Annotated in this window: 17 protein-coding genes and 7 pseudogenes; 14 read left to right on the top strand and 10 right to left on the bottom strand. The window is 52.3% G+C overall.

Features of this window, described 5'->3' with window-relative positions; all coding sequences use genetic code 11:
• Positions 1–13 precede the first annotated feature (13 nt).
• Positions 14–913: pseudogene (locus AM329_RS24695) on the bottom strand (DUF4158 domain-containing protein); the annotation flags it as partial.
• A 163-nt stretch (positions 914–1,076) separates the two neighbouring features.
• Here AM329_RS24695 and AM329_RS24690 point away from each other — a divergent pair.
• The 7 genes and pseudogenes from AM329_RS24690 to AM329_RS24660 all read left to right on the top strand — a co-directional run.
• The gene (locus AM329_RS24690) at positions 1,077–1,634 is read left to right on the top strand and encodes a recombinase family protein (protein WP_001217881.1); all 558 of its coding nucleotides are present in this window, start codon (positions 1,077–1,079) and stop codon (positions 1,632–1,634) included.
• A gap of 233 nt (positions 1,635–1,867) precedes the next feature.
• The gene (locus tag AM329_RS24685; protein WP_014454105.1) at positions 1,868–2,422 is read left to right on the top strand and encodes an aminoglycoside N-acetyltransferase AAC(6')-Ib'; all 555 of its coding nucleotides are present in this window, start codon (positions 1,868–1,870) and stop codon (positions 2,420–2,422) included.
• Between the two features lie 69 nt (positions 2,423–2,491).
• On the top strand, positions 2,492–3,280 hold the full coding sequence (aadA1, locus tag AM329_RS24680) for an ANT(3'')-Ia family aminoglycoside nucleotidyltransferase AadA1 (RefSeq protein ID WP_001206315.1): 789 nt from the start codon (positions 2,492–2,494) through the stop codon (positions 3,278–3,280).
• 59 nt (positions 3,281–3,339) lie between these two features.
• Positions 3,340–4,164 carry an oxacillin-hydrolyzing class D beta-lactamase OXA-9 gene (locus tag AM329_RS24675; RefSeq protein WP_000722315.1) on the top strand — a complete coding sequence of 275 codons (825 nt, stop codon included), beginning with the start codon at positions 3,340–3,342 and terminating at the stop codon, positions 4,162–4,164.
• Between the two features lie 199 nt (positions 4,165–4,363).
• A pseudogene (locus tag AM329_RS24670) lies at positions 4,364–4,681 on the top strand (recombinase family protein); the annotation flags it as partial.
• Between the two features lie 182 nt (positions 4,682–4,863).
• Positions 4,864–5,724 (top strand): broad-spectrum class A beta-lactamase TEM-1, encoded by an 861-nt coding sequence (locus AM329_RS24665; RefSeq protein ID WP_000027057.1) that lies wholly within the window; start codon positions 4,864–4,866, stop codon positions 5,722–5,724.
• Positions 5,725–5,933: 209 nt separating this feature from the next.
• A pseudogene (locus tag AM329_RS24660) lies at positions 5,934–6,338 on the top strand (IS91 family transposase); the annotation flags it as partial.
• A 106-nt stretch (positions 6,339–6,444) separates the two neighbouring features.
• Here the strand turns inward: AM329_RS24660 and AM329_RS24650 are convergent.
• Genes AM329_RS24650 through sul2 form a run of 3 tightly spaced genes read right to left on the bottom strand, consistent with a single transcriptional unit; the run spans position 6,445 to position 8,960 of the window.
• On the bottom strand, positions 6,445–7,281 hold the full coding sequence (locus AM329_RS24650; RefSeq protein ID WP_000480968.1) for an aminoglycoside O-phosphotransferase APH(6)-Id: 837 nt from the start codon (positions 7,279–7,281) through the stop codon (positions 6,445–6,447).
• On the bottom strand, positions 7,281–8,084 hold the full coding sequence (gene aph(3'')-Ib, locus AM329_RS24645; RefSeq protein WP_001082319.1) for an aminoglycoside O-phosphotransferase APH(3'')-Ib: 804 nt from the start codon (positions 8,082–8,084) through the stop codon (positions 7,281–7,283). The genes AM329_RS24650 and aph(3'')-Ib overlap by 1 nt, the downstream gene beginning before the upstream one ends.
• Positions 8,085–8,144: 60 nt before the next feature.
• Positions 8,145–8,960, bottom strand: coding sequence for a sulfonamide-resistant dihydropteroate synthase Sul2 (gene sul2 / locus AM329_RS24640; protein ID WP_001043260.1), 816 nt, complete (start codon positions 8,958–8,960; stop codon positions 8,145–8,147).
• A gap of 329 nt (positions 8,961–9,289) precedes the next feature.
• Between sul2 and AM329_RS26200 the strand changes: the two are divergent.
• A pseudogene (locus AM329_RS26200) lies at positions 9,290–9,394 on the top strand (Arm DNA-binding domain-containing protein); the annotation flags it as partial.
• Between the two features lie 253 nt (positions 9,395–9,647).
• Here the strand turns inward: AM329_RS26200 and AM329_RS24620 are convergent.
• The 3 genes and pseudogenes from AM329_RS24620 to AM329_RS24605 form a co-directional block, all read right to left on the bottom strand.
• Positions 9,648–10,652: an IS110-like element IS5075 family transposase gene (locus AM329_RS24620; protein WP_000427619.1), complete on the bottom strand. Its 1,005-nt coding sequence runs from the start codon at positions 10,650–10,652 to the stop codon at positions 9,648–9,650.
• Positions 10,653–10,730: 78 nt separating this feature from the next.
• Positions 10,731–12,497, bottom strand: a pseudogene (locus AM329_RS24615) (Tn3 family transposase); the annotation flags it as partial.
• Between the two features lie 51 nt (positions 12,498–12,548).
• Positions 12,549–13,253, bottom strand: a complete 705-nt coding sequence (locus tag AM329_RS24605; RefSeq protein WP_001067855.1) for an IS6-like element IS26 family transposase — start codon at positions 13,251–13,253, stop codon at positions 12,549–12,551.
• Here AM329_RS24605 and AM329_RS24600 point away from each other — a divergent pair.
• Genes AM329_RS24600 through AM329_RS24585 form a run of 4 tightly spaced genes read left to right on the top strand, consistent with a single transcriptional unit; the run spans position 13,244 to position 14,849 of the window.
• Complete coding sequence (locus tag AM329_RS24600) at positions 13,244–13,594, top strand: TrbM/KikA/MpfK family conjugal transfer protein (protein ID WP_032072070.1); 351 nt, start codon at positions 13,244–13,246, stop codon at positions 13,592–13,594. The genes AM329_RS24605 and AM329_RS24600 overlap by 10 nt on opposite strands.
• Before the next feature lie 35 nt (positions 13,595–13,629).
• Positions 13,630–13,941, top strand: coding sequence for a hypothetical protein (locus AM329_RS24595; protein WP_001452736.1), 312 nt, complete (start codon positions 13,630–13,632; stop codon positions 13,939–13,941).
• 55 nt (positions 13,942–13,996) lie between these two features.
• Positions 13,997–14,638 (top strand): restriction endonuclease, encoded by a 642-nt coding sequence (locus AM329_RS24590; RefSeq protein ID WP_024181859.1) that lies wholly within the window; start codon positions 13,997–13,999, stop codon positions 14,636–14,638.
• Positions 14,639–14,642: 4 nt separating this feature from the next.
• Entirely contained in the window at positions 14,643–14,849 is a 207-nt protein-coding gene (locus AM329_RS24585; RefSeq protein WP_001749967.1) for a hypothetical protein, read from the top strand.
• Between the two features lie 10 nt (positions 14,850–14,859).
• Here AM329_RS24585 and AM329_RS24580 read toward each other — a convergent pair.
• Positions 14,860–15,132, bottom strand: a pseudogene (locus AM329_RS24580) (IS1 family transposase); the annotation flags it as partial.
• A 98-nt stretch (positions 15,133–15,230) separates the two neighbouring features.
• On the opposite strand from AM329_RS24580, the gene AM329_RS24575 reads away from it, so the two are divergent.
• Positions 15,231–16,664 carry a DNA cytosine methyltransferase gene (locus tag AM329_RS24575; RefSeq protein ID WP_001288432.1) on the top strand — a complete coding sequence of 478 codons (1,434 nt, stop codon included), beginning with the start codon at positions 15,231–15,233 and terminating at the stop codon, positions 16,662–16,664.
• A gap of 33 nt (positions 16,665–16,697) precedes the next feature.
• Here AM329_RS24575 and AM329_RS24570 read toward each other — a convergent pair whose 3' ends face one another.
• Positions 16,698–17,906 (bottom strand): type II site-specific deoxyribonuclease, encoded by a 1,209-nt coding sequence (locus tag AM329_RS24570; RefSeq protein ID WP_001749969.1) that lies wholly within the window; start codon positions 17,904–17,906, stop codon positions 16,698–16,700.
• A 61-nt stretch (positions 17,907–17,967) separates the two neighbouring features.
• Between AM329_RS24570 and AM329_RS25970 the strand changes: the two are divergent.
• Positions 17,968–18,033: pseudogene (locus tag AM329_RS25970) on the top strand (EAL domain-containing protein); the annotation flags it as partial.
• A gap of 139 nt (positions 18,034–18,172) precedes the next feature.
• Here AM329_RS25970 and AM329_RS24555 read toward each other — a convergent pair.
• Positions 18,173–18,937, bottom strand: coding sequence for an IS6-like element IS6100 family transposase (locus AM329_RS24555; protein ID WP_001389365.1), 765 nt, complete (start codon positions 18,935–18,937; stop codon positions 18,173–18,175).
• Positions 18,938–19,037: the final 100 nt, after the last annotated feature.

The raw sequence follows: 19,037 nt of genomic DNA, 5'->3' as shown, positions 1-19,037 counted from the left end.
CCGCTTAGAACCCCAGAACGTCCAATGCATCATCCAGCGCCAGCGTTTCCCATGCAAGGACAAAGGCAACCAGAACCGCCATCCTTTTCTGCGGTGACATCCTGGCAATATTGAACACCGAAGTCATACCAGCATAACGTGCGAGATTTTTCAGGCGCACAGCCGGGAGTGTACTCAGGTTTTCAGCATGCAGGCCAAAATCGTTCAGAGTTTTCCAGCGTTCAATTGCTTCATTAAACGCCGGACCACTGATGGTCACAGGGCCCTTTTTCAGTGATTCCAGTAAAGACAGGCGGCTGCAATCAGTTGGCCCCAGCAGCATCTCCAGCTGTGAACGCTGTTCGGCTGACGGTATCAGTGCCAGTTTGTTCCACAGGCGCAACGTCGCCTTTTCCCTTACCTCTGAAATCAACCGGGTCAGCGTAGTGGCTCCGGGGAGAATAATACGATGTTGCATAAGCCACCCTGTCGCCAGATCGAAAAGCAGGCCAGGACGTTCGTTGCTTATCCAGCTCCGGGTATATAAAAGACGGGTAAGGCGAAATGTCCAGGGCCAGGCAAATTCACGATACTGATAGTGCTGACGTATCAGCGCTGCATGCTCACGGCGGGTATTTTCCCTCTGACCGTATTCTGCAAGAACGGTGATATCACGAATCCCGAGCTGTCTGGCGGTAAAATGCCGGACGCCGGAAGGAATATGATTCATATCGGTGAGGAAGGTGCCCAGAAAACGGACACATCCAATTTGCAGGGCAATGCCCAGACGGTTGTGATCACCTCTGCTTTTTCCGATAAATTCCTTGTCTGCTTCATCAAGGTGAAAATATCGTGCCAGCTGAAGCTCATCCGGTTCACCGGTGAATCTGCCATAGCTTTCAGTCTGCTCAGTGGTCAGAAAGTCAACGGGCATATCGGCCTCCCTGCCTGACGGGCATTTAGTAACATTTTTCCAACCGTACGAAATGTTATAAATTATCAGACATAGTAAAACGGCTTCGTTTGAGTGTCCATTAAATCGTCATTTTGGCATAATAGACACATCGTGTCTGATATTCGATTTAAGGTACATTTTTATGCGAATTTTTGGTTATGCGCGGGTCTCAACCAGCCAGCAGTCCCTCGATATTCAGATCAGAGCGCTCAAAGATGCAGGGGTAAAAGCTAACCGCATCTTTACCGACAAGGCATCCGGCAGTTCAACAGATCGGGAAGGGCTGGATTTGCTGAGGATGAAGGTGGAGGAAGGTGATGTCATTCTGGTGAAGAAGCTCGACCGTCTTGGCCGCGACACCGCCGACATGATCCAACTGATAAAAGAGTTTGATGCTCAGGGTGTAGCGGTTCGGTTTATTGACGACGGGATCAGTACCGACGGTGATATGGGGCAAATGGTGGTCACCATCCTGTCGGCTGTGGCACAGGCTGAACGCCGGAGGATCCTAGAGCGCACGAATGAGGGCCGACAGGAAGCAAAGCTGAAAGGAATCAAATTTGGCCGCAGGCGTACCGTGGACAGGAACGTCGTGCTGACGCTTCATCAGAAGGGCACTGGTGCAACGGAAATTGCTCATCAGCTCAGTATTGCCCGCTCCACGGTTTATAAAATTCTTGAAGACGAAAGGGCCTCGTGATACGCCTATTTTTATAGGTTAATGTCATGATAATAATGGTTTCTTAGACGTCAGGTGGCACTTTTCGGGGAAATGTGCGCGGAACCCCTATTTGTTTATTTTTCTAAATACATTCAAATATGTATCCGCTCATGAGACAATAACCCTGATAAATGCTTCAATAATATTGAAAAAGGAAGAGTATGAGTATTCAACATTTCCAAACAAAGTTAGGCATCACAAAGTACAGCATCGTGACCAACAGCAACGATTCCGTCACACTGCGCCTCATGACTGAGCATGACCTTGCGATGCTCTATGAGTGGCTAAATCGATCTCATATCGTCGAGTGGTGGGGCGGAGAAGAAGCACGCCCGACACTTGCTGACGTACAGGAACAGTACTTGCCAAGCGTTTTAGCGCAAGAGTCCGTCACTCCATACATTGCAATGCTGAATGGAGAGCCGATTGGGTATGCCCAGTCGTACGTTGCTCTTGGAAGCGGGGACGGATGGTGGGAAGAAGAAACCGATCCAGGAGTACGCGGAATAGACCAGTCACTGGCGAATGCATCACAACTGGGCAAAGGCTTGGGAACCAAGCTGGTTCGAGCTCTGGTTGAGTTGCTGTTCAATGATCCCGAGGTCACCAAGATCCAAACGGACCCGTCGCCGAGCAACTTGCGAGCGATCCGATGCTACGAGAAAGCGGGGTTTGAGAGGCAAGGTACCGTAACCACCCCAGATGGTCCAGCCGTGTACATGGTTCAAACACGCCAGGCATTCGAGCGAACACGCAGTGTTGCCTAACCCTTCCATCGAGGGGGACGTCCAAGGGCTGGCGCCCTTGGCCGCCCCTCATGTCAAACGTTAAACATCATGAGGGAAGCGGTGATCGCCGAAGTATCGACTCAACTATCAGAGGTAGTTGGCGTCATCGAGCGCCATCTCGAACCGACGTTGCTGGCCGTACATTTGTACGGCTCCGCAGTGGATGGCGGCCTGAAGCCACACAGTGATATTGATTTGCTGGTTACGGTGACCGTAAGGCTTGATGAAACAACGCGGCGAGCTTTGATCAACGACCTTTTGGAAACTTCGGCTTCCCCTGGAGAGAGCGAGATTCTCCGCGCTGTAGAAGTCACCATTGTTGTGCACGACGACATCATTCCGTGGCGTTATCCAGCTAAGCGCGAACTGCAATTTGGAGAATGGCAGCGCAATGACATTCTTGCAGGTATCTTCGAGCCAGCCACGATCGACATTGATCTGGCTATCTTGCTGACAAAAGCAAGAGAACATAGCGTTGCCTTGGTAGGTCCAGCGGCGGAGGAACTCTTTGATCCGGTTCCTGAACAGGATCTATTTGAGGCGCTAAATGAAACCTTAACGCTATGGAACTCGCCGCCCGACTGGGCTGGCGATGAGCGAAATGTAGTGCTTACGTTGTCCCGCATTTGGTACAGCGCAGTAACCGGCAAAATCGCGCCGAAGGATGTCGCTGCCGACTGGGCAATGGAGCGCCTGCCGGCCCAGTATCAGCCCGTCATACTTGAAGCTAGGCAGGCTTATCTTGGACAAGAAGATCGCTTGGCCTCGCGCGCAGATCAGTTGGAAGAATTTGTTCACTACGTGAAAGGCGAGATCACCAAGGTAGTCGGCAAATAATGTCTAAAACAAAGTTATGCACCTATTAAGCGCACAGCGGAGCAATGAAGGATACCTTGATGAAAAAAATTTTGCTGCTGCATATGTTGGTGTTCGTTTCCGCCACTCTCCCAATCAGTTCCGTGGCTTCTGATGAGGTTGAAACGCTTAAATGCACCATCATCGCAGACGCCATTACCGGAAATACCTTATATGAGACCGGAGAATGTGCCCGTCGTGTGTCTCCGTGCTCGTCTTTTAAACTTCCATTGGCAATCATGGGGTTTGATAGTGGAATCTTGCAGTCGCCAAAATCACCTACGTGGGAATTGAAGCCGGAATACAACCCGTCTCCGAGAGATCGCACATACAAACAAGTCTATCCGGCGCTATGGCAAAGCGACTCTGTTGTCTGGTTCTCGCAGCAATTAACAAGCCGTCTGGGAGTTGATCGGTTCACGGAATACGTAAAGAAATTTGAGTACGGTAATCAAGATGTTTCCGGTGACTCGGGGAAGCATAACGGCTTGACCCAGTCATGGCTGATGTCGTCGCTCACCATATCTCCCAAGGAGCAAATTCAGTTTCTTCTACGCTTTGTCGCGCATAAGCTGCCTGTATCCGAAGCGGCTTATGACATGGCGTATGCCACAATCCCGCAGTACCAGGCAGCCGAAGGATGGGCTGTACATGGAAAAAGCGGCAGCGGCTGGCTTCGGGACAATAACGGCAAGATAAATGAAAGTCGTCCGCAGGGCTGGTTCGTGGGCTGGGCTGAAAAAAACGGACGGCAAGTTGTTTTCGCCCGATTGGAAATAGGAAAGGAAAAGTCCGATATTCCCGGCGGGTCTAAAGCACGAGAGGATATTCTCGTGGAATTACCCGTGTTGATGGGTAACAAATGATATGTGGCGTCATCGAGAGCAGATGCATAACCCTGCGCTCGAGCGGACCTCGCGCATAAAGCCGCGCGAGTCCGCTCACCTTGAACGTTAGATGCACTAAGCACATAATTGCTCACAGCCAAACTATCAGGTCAAGTCTGCTTTTATTATTTTTAAGCGTGCATAATAAGCCCTACACAAATTGGGAGATATATCATGAAAAGAGTTTGATGCTCAGGGTGTAGCGGTTCGGTTTATTGACGACGGGATCAGTACCGACGGTGATATGGGGCAAATGGTGGTCACCATCCTGTCGGCTGTGGCACAGGCTGAACGCCGGAGGATCCTAGAGCGCACGAATGAGGGCCGACAGGAAGCAAAGCTGAAAGGAATCAAATTTGGCCGCAGGCGTACCGTGGACAGGAACGTCGTGCTGACGCTTCATCAGAAGGGCACTGGTGCAACGGAAATTGCTCATCAGCTCAGTATTGCCCGCTCCACGGTTTATAAAATTCTTGAAGACGAAAGGGCCTCGTGATACGCCTATTTTTATAGGTTAATGTCATGATAATAATGGTTTCTTAGACGTCAGGTGGCACTTTTCGGGGAAATGTGCGCGGAACCCCTATTTGTTTATTTTTCTAAATACATTCAAATATGTATCCGCTCATGAGACAATAACCCTGATAAATGCTTCAATAATATTGAAAAAGGAAGAGTATGAGTATTCAACATTTCCGTGTCGCCCTTATTCCCTTTTTTGCGGCATTTTGCCTTCCTGTTTTTGCTCACCCAGAAACGCTGGTGAAAGTAAAAGATGCTGAAGATCAGTTGGGTGCACGAGTGGGTTACATCGAACTGGATCTCAACAGCGGTAAGATCCTTGAGAGTTTTCGCCCCGAAGAACGTTTTCCAATGATGAGCACTTTTAAAGTTCTGCTATGTGGCGCGGTATTATCCCGTGTTGACGCCGGGCAAGAGCAACTCGGTCGCCGCATACACTATTCTCAGAATGACTTGGTTGAGTACTCACCAGTCACAGAAAAGCATCTTACGGATGGCATGACAGTAAGAGAATTATGCAGTGCTGCCATAACCATGAGTGATAACACTGCGGCCAACTTACTTCTGACAACGATCGGAGGACCGAAGGAGCTAACCGCTTTTTTGCACAACATGGGGGATCATGTAACTCGCCTTGATCGTTGGGAACCGGAGCTGAATGAAGCCATACCAAACGACGAGCGTGACACCACGATGCCTGCAGCAATGGCAACAACGTTGCGCAAACTATTAACTGGCGAACTACTTACTCTAGCTTCCCGGCAACAATTAATAGACTGGATGGAGGCGGATAAAGTTGCAGGACCACTTCTGCGCTCGGCCCTTCCGGCTGGCTGGTTTATTGCTGATAAATCTGGAGCCGGTGAGCGTGGGTCTCGCGGTATCATTGCAGCACTGGGGCCAGATGGTAAGCCCTCCCGTATCGTAGTTATCTACACGACGGGGAGTCAGGCAACTATGGATGAACGAAATAGACAGATCGCTGAGATAGGTGCCTCACTGATTAAGCATTGGTAACTGTCAGACCAAGTTTACTCATATATACTTTAGATTGATTTAAAACTTCATTTTTAATTTAAAAGGATCTAGGTGAAGATCCTTTTTGATAATCTCATGACCAAAATCCCTTAACGTGAGTTTTCGTTCCACTGAGCGTCAGACCCCTAAAAGAACTTTCCGCTAAGCGATAGACTGTATGTAAACACAGTATTGCAAGGACGCGGAACATGCCTCATGTGGCGGCCAGGACGGCCAGCCGGGATCGGGATACTGGTCGTTACCAGAGCCACCGACCCGAGCAAACCCTTCTCTATCAGATCGTTGACGAGTATTACCCGGCATTCGCTGCGCTTATGGCAGAGCAGGGAAAGGAATTGCCGGGCTATGTGCAACGGGAATTTGAAGAATTTCTCCAATGCGGGCGGCTGGAGCATGGCTTTCTACGGGTTCGCTGCGAGTCTTGCCACGCCGAGCACCTGGTCGCTTTCAGCTGTAAGCGTCGCGGTTTCTGCCCGAGCTGTGGGGCGCGGCGGATGGCCGAAAGTGCCGCCTTGCTGGTTGATGAAGTACTGCCTGAACAACCCATGCGTCAGTGGGTGTTGAGCTTCCCGTTTCAGCTGCGTTTCCTGTTTGGGGTCGTTTGCGGGAAGGGGCGGAATCCTACGCTAAGGCTTTGGCCAGCGATATTCTCCGGTGAGATTGATGTGTTCCCAGGGGATAGGAGAAGTCGCTTGATATCTAGTATGACGTCTGTCGCACCTGCTTGATCGCGGCCGCGATAGCTAGATCGCGTTGCTCCTCTTCTCCATCCGCGTTCCAAGCTGCGGAAAGGCACCCATAAGCGTACGCCTGGTCGAGCAGGCGACGCGGATCGACGTCCAGCGCACGAGAGAATGCGTCCGCCATCTGTGCAATGCGTCTAGGATCGAGACAAAGGTCGTCTCTGTCAGCCGGATCGTAGAACATATTGGCGGCGCCAAAGCCCACTTCACCGACCAGACCGACGGGATCTATCACCAGCCAGCCGCGACTGGAGAACATGATGTTTTCATGATGCAGATCGCCATGTAGCCCACGCAGTTCCGAGGCATTGCTCATCATTTGATCGGCTATAATCGCCGCGTGGACGTAGTCAGTTTGACAACCTGCGTTTTGATCATCGCGCGCCCGCTGAAACAAAGCTGCAAAGCGATCCCGGATCGGGAGAAGGGCAGAAGGCAGGGGTTCCTCAGATGCGGCATACAGCTTCGCCATTAGTTCCGCTGCAATTTCGGTCGCCTGGTAGTCGCCGTGCTCGGCAACGATGTGAGAGAGCATTCGCTCCCCGGCATATTCGAGCAACATCAGATTGTTCTCACGACCGAGCAACCGGACTGCTCCCCTCCCATTGCGCCATACCAGATAGTCGGCCCCGCGCAGTTCATCAGCAATGTCTTCTATAGGTTTCAATCCCTTGACGATTGCAGGAGTCCCGTCTGGCAATGAAACTTTCCAAACGAGGCTGGAAAAGGTGTCCGCAATGAGAACAGGTTGCGAAACGTGCCAATGAGCAGGAAAAACAGGCGGCATGAACATCAACCCCAAGTCAGAGGGTCCAATCGCAGATAGAAGGCAAGGCGTTCGCGGTCGGGGGCTTCGATCCCCAATACATTGAATAGGACAGCGAAGGCGCGCTCTGCTTCATCTGGCGCTGCCCAGTTCTCTTCGGCGTTAGCAATCATGAGTGCCAAATCGGCATAGCGATCTGCTGTTCCGAGCCGCCCAAGGTCGATCAGACCCGTGCATTGAAGAGTTTTAGGGTCCACCATGAAGTTCGGCATGCAGGGATCACCATGGCAAACAACCATATCGGTGCGCTCTTGGTCGAGCCGCACCGGTAGCTCTCGTTCGACACGAGCCAAAAGATCGAGCTGCGGCGTACTCTTGTCCTCGTCCGGTAAGAAGTCGGGATTGACGGCATTGCGGGACACCACATCAACGGCGCGTCCGAACATTCGCGACAGCCTGCGCTCAAACGGACATTGATCAACCGATAGGCTGTGAACAGCGCCAAGTTGCTGCCCCATTGACGGCCACGCTTTGAGCAAATCCGCTCCAGACAGATCAGCCGCCGGTACTCCCGGAATTGCCGTTATCACCAAGCATGCACCCTCCTGTTCCTCCTGCCAGTTGATGACCTCGGGGCAAGCCACACCTCGACCTTTGAGCCAAATGAGGCGGTCACGCTCTCCAGCGAGCTCACCGCGGCGGGAAGCAGGTGCGATTTTCGCGAAGGCATGCCCGTCACCACGTCGAAAAACAAAATCACCAGATTCTCCGCCTCTGACAGGCAACCAGTCAGAATGCGATTCACCAAAAAAAATATTAGTTCGATTCAATGGAGGTTCCTTCAGTTTTCTGATGAAGCGCGAATATAGAGAAATATCCCGAATGTGCAGTTAACGAATTCTTGCGGTTTCTTTCAGCGCCGCCAATACCGCCAGCCCGTCGCGCAAGGGGCGCGGCTCGTGTGTGCGGATGAAGTCAGCTCCACCTGCGGCGGCGGCAAGCTCTGCAGCGAGTGTCGCGGCCCCGACATCCCCCGGACCACGGCCTGTGAGCGCGCGCAGAAAGGATTTGCGCGAAACAGACAGAAGCACCGGCAAATCGAAGCGCAGCCGCAATTCATCGAACCGCGCCAGCACCGAGAGCGAGGTTTCGGGAGCAGCCCCCAGAAAAAACCCCATGCCGGGATCAAGGACAAGGCGGTTGCGTTTGATACCGGCACCCGTCAGCGCCGCGATGCGCGCGTCAAAGAACGCCGCAATGTGATCCATGATGTCGCCAGCGGGTGCCTCGCGCCGATCTGCCTGCCCGTCTTGCACCGAATGCATAACGACGAGTTTGGCAGATGATTTCGCCAATTGCGGATAGAACGCAGCGTCTGGAAAACCGCGAATATCATTGAGATAGGCCACACCACGCGACAAGGCATAGGCTTGCGTCGCGGGTTGATAACTGTCGAGCGAGACGGGAATGCCATCTGCCTTGAGCGCGTCCAGCACCGGCGCGATACGCGCGATTTCTGTGTCGGACGAAACAGGCGCGGCGTCGGGATTGCTGGATGCCGGACCGAGGTCGATCACATCTGCCCCCTCGGCCATCAGCTTACGCGCCTGCGCAATGGCTGCGTCTGGCGCCAGATACCGGCCTCCATCGGAGAAACTGTCCGAGGTTATGTTGACGATGCCGAAAATGATGAGCGATTTATTCATGGGGGCTTCTATAATAATAATAATCGAGCATGAGTCTCATACGGATGCTCGGGTCGAAAGGGAATCCCCAGGCGAGTAACCTGTTTGCGGTGCTCCATTAGCTGCAGGAGCAGAATAGCATACATCTGGAAGCAAAGCCAGGAAAGCGGCCTATGGAGCTGTGCGGCAGCGCTCAGTAGGCAATTTTTCAAAATATTGTTAAGCCTTTTCTGAGCATGGTATTTTTCATGGTATTACCAATTAGCAGGAAAATAAGCCATTGAATATAAAAGATAAAAATGTCTTGTTTACAATAGAGTGGGTATCGGAGACGAAGAAGGACAAGGTACATGCTGACCGATACCAAGCTGCGCAATCTCAAGCCCAGGGACAAACTCTACAAAGTGAATGACCGGGAAGGTCTCTATGTGGGGGTCGCCTCAGAAAACGGAATCTATGGTCACTCCCGTTTTTGCAACACCGATTTTGACGACAAGTTGGCTTGCTTGAATCTATCCGGCGTCTGAATGGGATTTTATTCCCGCGCCTCGATGAGTTCCGCGCCTGATGAACCTCCAGAAAATATACGGCTTCAATGAGCCTTTCCGTTTTACAGGTTCCTCAACAGGCCGGTGGGCCGTTAGTATCATCAATATCAGTATTCGCAAAACCAGATGAATGATTGTTTAAACTGGTGTATTTCTGCCTTTATGCTTCGTAAGTTTGCTGTCGCGCCGTCAGTGCCCAGGCTATTCTGGCCAGCTTGTTTGCCAGAGCACAGGTGACGACAAAGTTGCTTTTCCGACACAACAACTCCCTGACCCAGTCGGCCAACTTGCCAGACTGGTGTTCCAGTTTTTGTATGAATACCCTGGCACACTGAACCAACAAAGTTCGGATCTTTTTGTTGCCCCGCTTGCTAATCCCTAACAATGTCGTCCGACCTCCCGTGCTGTACTGTCGGGGTACCAGCCCTGTTGCCGCCGCAAAGTCACGGCTGCTGGCGTACTGCTTCCCGTCGCCAATCTCAGTTGAAATAGTACTGGCAGTCAGCGTTCCAACGCAGGGAATACTCAGCAAGCGCTGTCCAACCTCATCTTCGTCCAACTTTCGTTTCAACTGAGATTCCAGATCTTTAATCTGCTCAACAAGATAGTGATAATGCTGTTGTAATTTCAGCAGTAACTGGCTGAGATAAAGAGGCAAACTACTGTCCTCAAGAAGGGTACTCAGTCGACTAATAACGGCAGCACCTCGCGGAACGCTGATACCAAATTCCAGCAGAAAAGCATGCATCTGATTAGTTGTTTTCACCTTATCCTGAACCAGGGATTCACGGACACGATGCAGAGCTCGCATTGCCTGCTGAGATTCGGTTCTGGGCTGCACGAAACGCATAGATGGACGTGATGCTGCTTCACAGATAGCTTCAGCATCAACGAAGTCATTTTTGTTGCTTTTAACGAATGGGCGGACAAATTGCGGTGATATCAGCTTTGGAAAATGCCCTAACTCTTCCAGCTTGCGTGCCATAAAGTGAGAACCGCCACAGGCTTCCATCGCGATGGTTGTTGCCGGGCATGTCGCCAGAAATTCGATTAGCTTTGGTCGGGTGAATTTTTTACGGTAAACGGCCTTCCCACGATGATCCTGACAATGAATATGGAAAGAGTTCTTACCCAGATCGATACCAATAAGCGCAATGTTTTCCATGATGGTTCTCCGAATGAAAGCCTGTCCTCAGCATAGTACTGGGAAGGAGGGAGTGACCATCTCATTAAATAAAGCACGCTAAGCCGGTTGCAGCGGTCGTAGCGGCCTGAACTTGCCCGCGCCGATCTTGGCGCTGCTGCGCCAGAGGTAATCGCCGGTGAGGTTGATGTGCTCCCAACCGAGCGGCGACAGGTACTGCAACAGCGCGTCATCAACGGCATGGCCGTTGCCACGCAGCGCGTGCGCAGCCCGTTCCAGATAGACCGTGTTCCACAACACGACGGCAGCCGTTACCAGATTGAGGCCGCTAGCCCGGTAGCGCTGCTGCTCGAAACTGCGGTCGCGGATTTCACCCAGGCGGTTGAAAAACACTGCCCTGGCCAGCGCATTGCGCGCCTCGCCCTTGTTCAGGCCGGCATGCACGCGGCGGCGCAGTTCCACGCTTTGCAGCCAGTCCAGGATGAACAGCGTGCGCTCGATGCGGCCCAGCTCGCGGAGCGCCACGGCCAGGCCGTTCTGGCGTGGGTAGCTGCCGAGCTTTCGGAGCATCAGGGAGGCCGTCACCGTGCCCTGCTTGATCGAGGTGGCCAGCCGCAGGATTTCGTCCCAATGGGCGCGGACGTGCTTGATGTTGAGCGTGCCGCCGATCATGGGTTTCAGCGCGTCATAGGCGGCGTCGCCCTTCGGGATGTAGAGCTTGGTGTCGCCCAGGTCGCGGATGCGCGGCGCGAAGCGGAAGCCCAGGAGGTGCATCAGGGCGAAGACGTGATCGGTGAAGCCCGCCGTGTCGGTGTAATGCTCCTCGATCCGCAAGTCGGACTCGTGGTACAGCAGGCCGTCGAGCACGTAGGTCGAATCGCGCACGCCGACGTTCACGACCTTGGTGTGAAATGGCGCGTACTGGTCAGAAATGTGGGTGTAGAACGTCCGCCCTGGGCTGCTCCCGTATTTCGGGTTGATGTGGCCGGTGCTCTCGGCCTTGCTGCCGGTGCGGAAGTTCTGGCCGTCCGACGATGAGGTGGTGCCGTCGCCCCAGTGCTCGGCGAAGGGATGGCGGAACTGTGCGTTGACCAGATCGGCCAGCGCCGCCCCGTAGGTTTCGTCGCGGATGTGCCAGGCTTGCAGCCAAGCCAGCTTGGCGTAGGTCGTGCCGGGGCAAGACTCCGCCATCTTGGTCAGGCCCAGGTTGATCGCGTCGGCGAGGATCGTGGTCAGCAACAGGTTCTTGTCTTTGGCCGGGTCGCCCGATTTCAGATGCGCGAAATGCCGAGTGAAGCCCGTCCATTCGTCCACCTCCAGCAGCAGTTCGGTGATCTTGACGTGCGGCAGGATCATTGCCGTCTGGTCGATCAGCGCTTGGGCGGTGTCGGGTACCGCCGCGTCGAGCGGCGTGATCTTCAAGCCTGACTCGGTGATGATGGCGTCCGGCAGCTCGTTGGCCGTCGCCATACGGTTGACGGTGGCAAGCTGTGTTTCCAGCAGCGTCAGCCGGTCGTTCAGGTACCGGTTGCAGTCGGTGGCCACGGCCAGCGGCAATTCGCTGGCCTGCTTGAGGCTGGCGAATTTCGCGGGCGGCACCAGGTAGTCCTCGAAGTCCTTGAACTGGCGCGACCCCTGCACCCAGATGTCGCCGGAACGCAACGCGTTCTTCATCTCCGACAGCGCGCACAGTTCGTAGTAGCGCCGGTCGATGCCGGTGTCGGTCATGACCAGCTTCTGCCAGCGCGGCTTGATGAACTCGGTCGGCGCGTCGGCGGGCACCTTGCGGGCGTTGTCGCTGTTCATGCCGCGCAGCACCTCGATGGCGTCGAGCACGTCCTTCGCGGCGGGAGCGGCCCGCAGCTGGCACTGTTGCAAAGTTAGCGATGAGGCAGCCTTTTGTCTTATTCAAAGGCCTTACATTTCAAAAACTCTGCTTACCAGGCGCATTTCGCCCAGGGGATCACCATAATAAAATGCTGAGGCCTGGCCTTTGCGTAGTGCACGCATCACCTCAATACCTTTGATGGTGGCGTAAGCCGTCTTCATGGATTTAAATCCCAGCGTGGCGCCGATTATCCGTTTCAGTTTGCCATGATCGCATTCAATCACGTTGTTCCGGTACTTAATCTGTCGGTGTTCAACGTCAGACGGGCACCGGCCTTCGCGTTTGAGCAGAGCAAGCGCGCGACCATAGGCGGGCGCTTTATCCGTGTTGATGAATCGCGGGATCTGCCACTTCTTCACGTTGTTGAGGATTTTACCCAGAAACCGGTATGCAGCTTTGCTGTTACGACGGGAGGAGAGATAAAAATCGACAGTGCGGCCCCGGCTGTCGACGGCCCGGTACAGATACGCCCAGCGGCCATTGACCTTCACGTAGGTTTCATCCATGTGCCACGGGCAAAGATCGGAAGGGTTACGCCAGTACCAGCGCAGCCGTTTTTCCATTTCAGGCGCATAACGCTGAACCCAGCGGTAAATCGTGGAGTGATCGACATTCACTCCGCGTTCAGCCAGCATCTCCTGCAGCTCACGGTAACTGATGCCGTATTTGCAGTACCAGCGTACGGCCCACAGAATGATGTCACGCTGAAAATGCCGGCCTTTGAATGGGTTCATGTGCAGCTCCATCAGCAAAAGGGGATGATAAGTTTATCACCACCGACTATTTGCAACAGTGCCGTCTGCTTTATATTCCTGCCAGCCATGCTGAAGATCCCTGCAAAGTTATTATGTGCATGGCGGGCAAGCTCACCGGCGATAGCGGCGGAAGCGAGTGTAACAGTGCTGAAGCTGCTTTCTTCAATATCGTTAAAAAGAACAAGCACGGCTTTTTACCCAACCACACGAAGGATGCCAGGAAGGCTTTTCTTAATGAATGCCCGGATAATGGCGAAGGTGGAAGTAACCAGTCGATGATAAGCCAGATCATAAGTAAATACGGGAAAGTTCGCTTATAGGCGAACTAGGAATAATCTCAATTTAAGGAGCCAACGTGAAAAAAATAATATTAAGTGCATTAGCCTGTACAGCTCTCTTAACTGGTTGCGTCAGCCAGGATAAAGGTAATGCGATGCAGAGCCAGCTGAATAACCAGCAACGCCAGATTAACGAATTATCCGTTCGTTTGCAGTCTGCGGAGTCCCGGCTATCAAAGCAGGAAGAAAAGCTGCGCAACGAACTGCTGCAATCCAGCGGCTATTGCTATCTGAATGGCGCCCGCTACTCGACCGGCACCGTACTTTACGGGCGGATTTGCCAGAATCAGTCAGGCAGCGCTTCGTGGCAGGTATACAGCCGTCGCTAAACACCAGGGCGGTTTAACCGCCCTTTTCTTTACCCTCAGAAAGCCCACTATGACCATGATCCCCTTCCCCACTACAGAAAACCTTATTCTATGGGCTTGCAGCGCCATCGCACTGCTTGCCGTTGTATTCTTCCGGCGTTCAGTACGGCACAGGCGACACAAAAGGAAGCAGCAAAGTGCGCGGCGGGTGCTGGAGCGCATAAAGACGTTGCCGGGCTTCCCACAAAAAATTGACTACCTGAGGAAAATTGATCCTTTTGTGTTTGAAGAACTGTTGCTGGAAGGATTTGAAGCGCATGGCTTCAGAACCATCAGAAACAAACGCTATACCGGCGATGGAGGCATTGACGGCCAGGTAATAATAGGAAAATATCGCTATCTTATTCAGGCTAAACGCTATCGCGGCCATATTGCTTTACAGCACGTACAGGAGTTCGAGAAGTTGCTTAAACGTCATAACTGTCGCGGTCTGTTTTGCCATACCGGGAAAACCGGCGCAGGTTCAAAATCTGTCAGTATTGCCAGTGAACGGATGGAGATTATCAGCGGCCAGCGCCTGATAGATTTGCTCACGCCCGGCAGCTCCTTCACTATCGCAACCGCCCCGCAGACGATGATGAAGCGTACCGCAGCAACACTAGAAACGAGCACCATTGTTAAAGATGCCGGTAAAGAAAATCGATACCATGAGAGTTAATTAAATGAAGTCAGTAACTATAGAAGCAAAAACATTTGCTGAAATGTTAGGAATAACAGAAGGTGAGTTAATCTTTGCCATTAAGAAAACTGGCACATTCAAAAACAAGACCATCCCACAACCTCATGAGCCACATAAATCAAATAATAGATTTTTATATTCAGACGTAATGAGGTTTATAGAATCACTAAAAGACAAAGAGAACCGGTAATGACTCCAACTTACTGATAGTGTTTTATGTTCAGATAATGCCCGATGACCTTGTCATGCAGCTCCACCGATTTTGAGAACGACAGTGACTTCCGTCCCAGCCTTGCCAGATGTTGTCTCAGATTCAGGTTATGTCGCTCAATGCGCTGAGTGTAACGCTTGCTGATAACGTGCAGCTTTCCCTTCAGGCGGGGTTCATACAGCGGCCAGCCATCCGTCATCCATACCACGACCTCAAAGGCCGACAGCAGGCCCAGAAGACGCTCCAGCGTGGCCAACGTGCGTTACCTAACAATAAACCTGTTTAAATATCCAGATAAAAACATTCAATCTGGGTCAAATGAGTGATACAGTTTCACCCATAAGACCCAATGGAGGCAATATGTCTGAATTTGAATTACTGGCGCAGGATCTGCTTGAGAAAGCAGAAGCGGAAGAACAACTGCGACAGGAAAATGATAAAAAGCTGCTCGGGCAGGTGCTGGAAATCTATGACCAGAAGTACGTGGCTGAACTGCTTAGAAAAGTTGGTAAAAATGAGTGGAGTCGCGAGACTCTTAATCGCTGGATTAATGGTAAGTGCTCACCTAAGACGCTGACGTTAGCCGAAGAGGAACTTCTACGAAAAATGCTTCCGGAAGCGCCTGCACATCACCCTGACTATGCCTTCCGGTTTATTGACCTGTTTGCTGGGATTGGAGGTATACGGAAGGGCTTCGAAACCATCGGTGGCCAGTGCGTTTTTACCAGTGAATGGAATAAAGAGGCTGTGCGCACATATAAAGCTAACTGGTTTAACGATGCTCAGGAACACACTTTCAATCTCGATATTCGTGAAGTCACGCTCAGTGATAAACCTGAAGTACCTGAAAACGATGCCTATGCTTACATTAATGAGCATGTGCCGGATCATGATGTACTTCTAGCAGGTTTCCCCTGTCAACCGTTTAGCCTTGCGGGCGTAAGCAAGAAAAACTCGCTCGGGCGCGCGCATGGTTTCGAATGTGAGGCTCAGGGAACGCTTTTCTTCGATGTGGCGCGTATTATCCGCGCAAAAAAACCTGCCATCTTTGTTCTTGAAAACGTTAAAAACCTGAAGAGCCATGACAAGGGTAAAACCTTTAAAGTCATCATGGATACCCTCGACGAACTGGGCTATGAAGTTGCGGATGCAGCTGAGATGGGCAAAAACGATCCTAAAGTTATCGACGGAAAGCACTTTTTACCTCAGCACCGAGAACGTATCGTTTTGGTCGGTTTCCGCCGTGATCTGAACATTCACCAGGGCTTTACCCTGCGCGATATTAGTCGTTTTTATCCGGAACAGCGTCCGTCATTTGGCGAACTGCTGGAACCCGTGGTTGACAGCAAATATATACTGACGCCGAAACTCTGGGAGTATCTCTATAACTACGCCAAAAAGCACGCAGCTAAGGGTAACGGATTCGGTTTTGGCCTCGTTAATCCTGAAAATAAAGAAAGCATTGCCCGTACGCTTTCTGCTCGCTATCACAAAGACGGGTCTGAAATTCTGATAGACCGTGGCTGGGATATGGCCACAGGTGAAACAGACTTCGCGAACGAAGAAAATCAGGCGCATCGGCCCCGCAGGCTGACTCCGCGAGAGTGCGCGCGCCTTATGGGTTTTGAAAAAGTAGATGGCAGGCCTTTTCGCATTCCTGTGTCAGACACTCAGTCGTACAGGCAGTTCGGTAACTCCGTAGTGGTGCCCGTGTTTGAAGCCGTAGCCAAACTGCTTGAACCTTATATCCTGAAAGCGGTTAATGCCGATTCGTGCAAGGTTGAACGAATCTGATCGCTCCTCCCGGTATTTATGCCGGGAGATAATCTATGGAATATCTGCGTAAAGCCCTGTCAGCTCAGCAATAAACGCACCTAGCGTCATTAGCTCAGCTCTCACCGCCTCCGGGTATTTTTTGTGCAGAGATGATGGCACGACCAATCTGACACCCGACTCCCGCATCTCCCGATATTGAGCCAGAGAAACTCCCTCCTGGAGTGTAAACAGATGCACCTGATGAATTTTATCGGCCTCATTCAGTATCTGACGCCAGCGATCCTTACAGGTAGTCTTGACTGCCAGCATGCGCAGATTTTCTACGGGAAACTCAGTATCGTGGTAAGCCCCTGCGGAAGGGAAAAGGAAATCGGGTTTTTTATTACCTTCTGTGATGGCCTGCGTCGCAAAGTGTCGCAGGCCGTGCTCAATGAATAGATGCTCCAGGTGCAGTTCCAGCGACTTCCCGGCTCTGGATTTACGGCGATTGCTGACAGAATTGGCCAGCGCAATAAATTCATCCACAGAGCCAAATCCTTTCCGGATGATATCCAGAACATGCAGTTCCTCAACCAATAGAAATATGTCGTACTCCACGCGCCGGCGGTCAAGAAGTTGCTCATCCGGATCAAGGGAATTTTTCACATAATGGCTGGCTGCATACTGAATAATTTCACTTCCCGACGGAAAGCGCAGGTGCCAGTCTTCAGGTAGAATATATTTATGATTTACTGGCGCTTGCTGTAGAGATAGTCCGCCTAGAATCTGTCCTGCGGGGCCGGATATAAGCGCTCCGGGTATAACTTCACCAATAGCGGTCTCAATGACGTCCTCTTCATCAGTGCTGGCGCATACCCAAATATTTACTTCCTTACAGTCCCCCCCTTGCTCATCAAGCTTGAAAGCCAGGAGCGTCAGAGCCCCTGTATTTTCAGGATCCTGAAGTGGGCTGCCTCTACCCCAGCGGGTAATCCTTTTTTCATTCCGGGTTTTACCAAAATGACGGCTGTTATAATAAATTGCCCTGGCTTCGCTGTCAGGGCAATCATGCGATGACACATGTGCGGTGAGAAAAACCGAAGGGTTCAGTTCACGGGTATGGTTGATAGACGGAAAGAGTTTTTCAACGATACCTGAAGGGATATAAAGCCCTACCTGGTGACCACCTGTTGCGCCGGTATCGTTGGCGGAAAGGCGTTTGATGTAGACGAAGTAATTCTCACATGCGATCTCAAGTAGCCAGTTGTGGAAAACCGACATAAGCATCCCCTGTTACCCTGAAACTCTACTCACCATTTTTTCATGATTATATACAAACAGTGTCATTTTCAGAAGACGACTGCACCAGTTGATTGGGCGTAATGGCTGTTGTGCAGCCAGCTCCTGACAGTTCAATATCAGAAGTGATCTGCACCAATCTCGACTATGCTCAATACTCGTGTGCACCAAAGCGAGGTGAGCATGGCGACGGAGGCTCTGTTGCAAAGATTGGCGGCAGTCAGAGGTAGGCTGTCGCTCTGCGCCGATCAGGCGGCTGCTGCGAAATGGTGGTTGAGCATGCCCATGGCCTCCGTCAGCGCCGAGGGCCCAATGCCAAAAGCTCTCTCCACAAGGCGCACCTCGCCCCTGATGCCGGGCTGCAGGCACCAGGGGCGAGCCTGTCCTTTGCGCAGGGCTCGCATGACTTCGAATCCCTTGATCGTGGCATAGGCCGTGGGGATCGATTTGAAACCGCGCACCGGCTTGATCAGTATCTTGAGCTTTCCGTGATCGGCCTCGATCACGTTATTGAGATACTTCACCTGCCGGTGGGCCGTCTCCCGGTCCAGCTTTCCTTCGCGCTTCAATTCGGTGATCGCTGCACCATAGCTCGGCGCTTTGTCGGTATTGAGCGTGGCAGGCTTTTCCCAGTGCTTCAGGCCTCGCAGGGCCTTGCCCAGGAACCGCTTCGCTGCCTTGGCGCTGCGGGTCGGCGACAGGTAGAAATCGATCGTGTCGCCCCGCTTGTCGACTGCCCGGTACAGGTAGGTCCACTTGCCCCGCACCTTGACGTAGGTTTCATCCAGGCGCCAGCTCGGATCAAAGCCACGCCGCCAGAACCAGCGCAGCCGCTTCTCCATCTCCGGGGCGTAGCACTGGACCCAGCGATAGATCGTCGTATGGTCGACCGAAATGCCGCGTTCCGCCAGCATTTCCTCAAGGTCGCGATAGCTGATCGGATAGCGACAATACCAGCGCACCGCCCACAGGATCACATCACCCTGGAAATGGCGCCACTTGAAATCCGTCATCGTTCCGTCCGTCCAATCTCCGCCAAGCATGCTCAAGCTTCACGATTTTTGCAACAGAGCCCACACGAGTATTGAGCATAGTCGAGATTGGTGCAGATCA

Origin of the sequence: Enterobacter cloacae complex sp. AR_0002 (genome assembly GCF_001922365.1) — a bacterium.
GTDB classification, from domain to species: domain Bacteria; phylum Pseudomonadota; class Gammaproteobacteria; order Enterobacterales; family Enterobacteriaceae; genus Enterobacter; species Enterobacter hormaechei_C.
This window is presented reverse-complemented; position numbering and strand designations above follow the sequence as displayed.

Bases quoted from the DNA above. Each gene is read 5' to 3' on its own strand.
- AM329_RS24690 (WP_001217881.1), top strand. From the start codon at position 1,077: ATGCGAATTTTTGGTTATGCGCGGGTCTCAACCAGCCAGCAGTCCCTC.
- aadA1 (WP_001206315.1), top strand. From the start codon at position 2,492: ATGAGGGAAGCGGTGATCGCCGAAGTATCGACTCAACTATCAGAGGTA.
- AM329_RS24675 (WP_000722315.1), top strand. From the start codon at position 3,340: ATGAAAAAAATTTTGCTGCTGCATATGTTGGTGTTCGTTTCCGCCACT.
- AM329_RS24665 (WP_000027057.1), top strand. From the start codon at position 4,864: ATGAGTATTCAACATTTCCGTGTCGCCCTTATTCCCTTTTTTGCGGCA.
- AM329_RS24650 (WP_000480968.1), bottom strand. From the start codon at position 7,281: ATGTTCATGCCGCCTGTTTTTCCTGCTCATTGGCACGTTTCGCAACCT.
- sul2 (WP_001043260.1), bottom strand. From the start codon at position 8,960: ATGAATAAATCGCTCATCATTTTCGGCATCGTCAACATAACCTCGGAC.
- AM329_RS24620 (WP_000427619.1), bottom strand. From the start codon at position 10,652: ATGGAAAACATTGCGCTTATTGGTATCGATCTGGGTAAGAACTCTTTC.
- AM329_RS24600 (WP_032072070.1), top strand. From the start codon at position 13,244: ATGGGTTCATGTGCAGCTCCATCAGCAAAAGGGGATGATAAGTTTATC.
- AM329_RS24605 (WP_001067855.1), bottom strand. From the start codon at position 13,253: ATGAACCCATTCAAAGGCCGGCATTTTCAGCGTGACATCATTCTGTGG.
- AM329_RS24590 (WP_024181859.1), top strand. From the start codon at position 13,997: ATGATCCCCTTCCCCACTACAGAAAACCTTATTCTATGGGCTTGCAGC.
- AM329_RS24585 (WP_001749967.1), top strand. From the start codon at position 14,643: ATGAAGTCAGTAACTATAGAAGCAAAAACATTTGCTGAAATGTTAGGA.
- AM329_RS24575 (WP_001288432.1), top strand. From the start codon at position 15,231: ATGTCTGAATTTGAATTACTGGCGCAGGATCTGCTTGAGAAAGCAGAA.
- AM329_RS24570 (WP_001749969.1), bottom strand. From the start codon at position 17,906: ATGTCGGTTTTCCACAACTGGCTACTTGAGATCGCATGTGAGAATTAC.
- AM329_RS24555 (WP_001389365.1), bottom strand. From the start codon at position 18,937: ATGACGGATTTCAAGTGGCGCCATTTCCAGGGTGATGTGATCCTGTGG.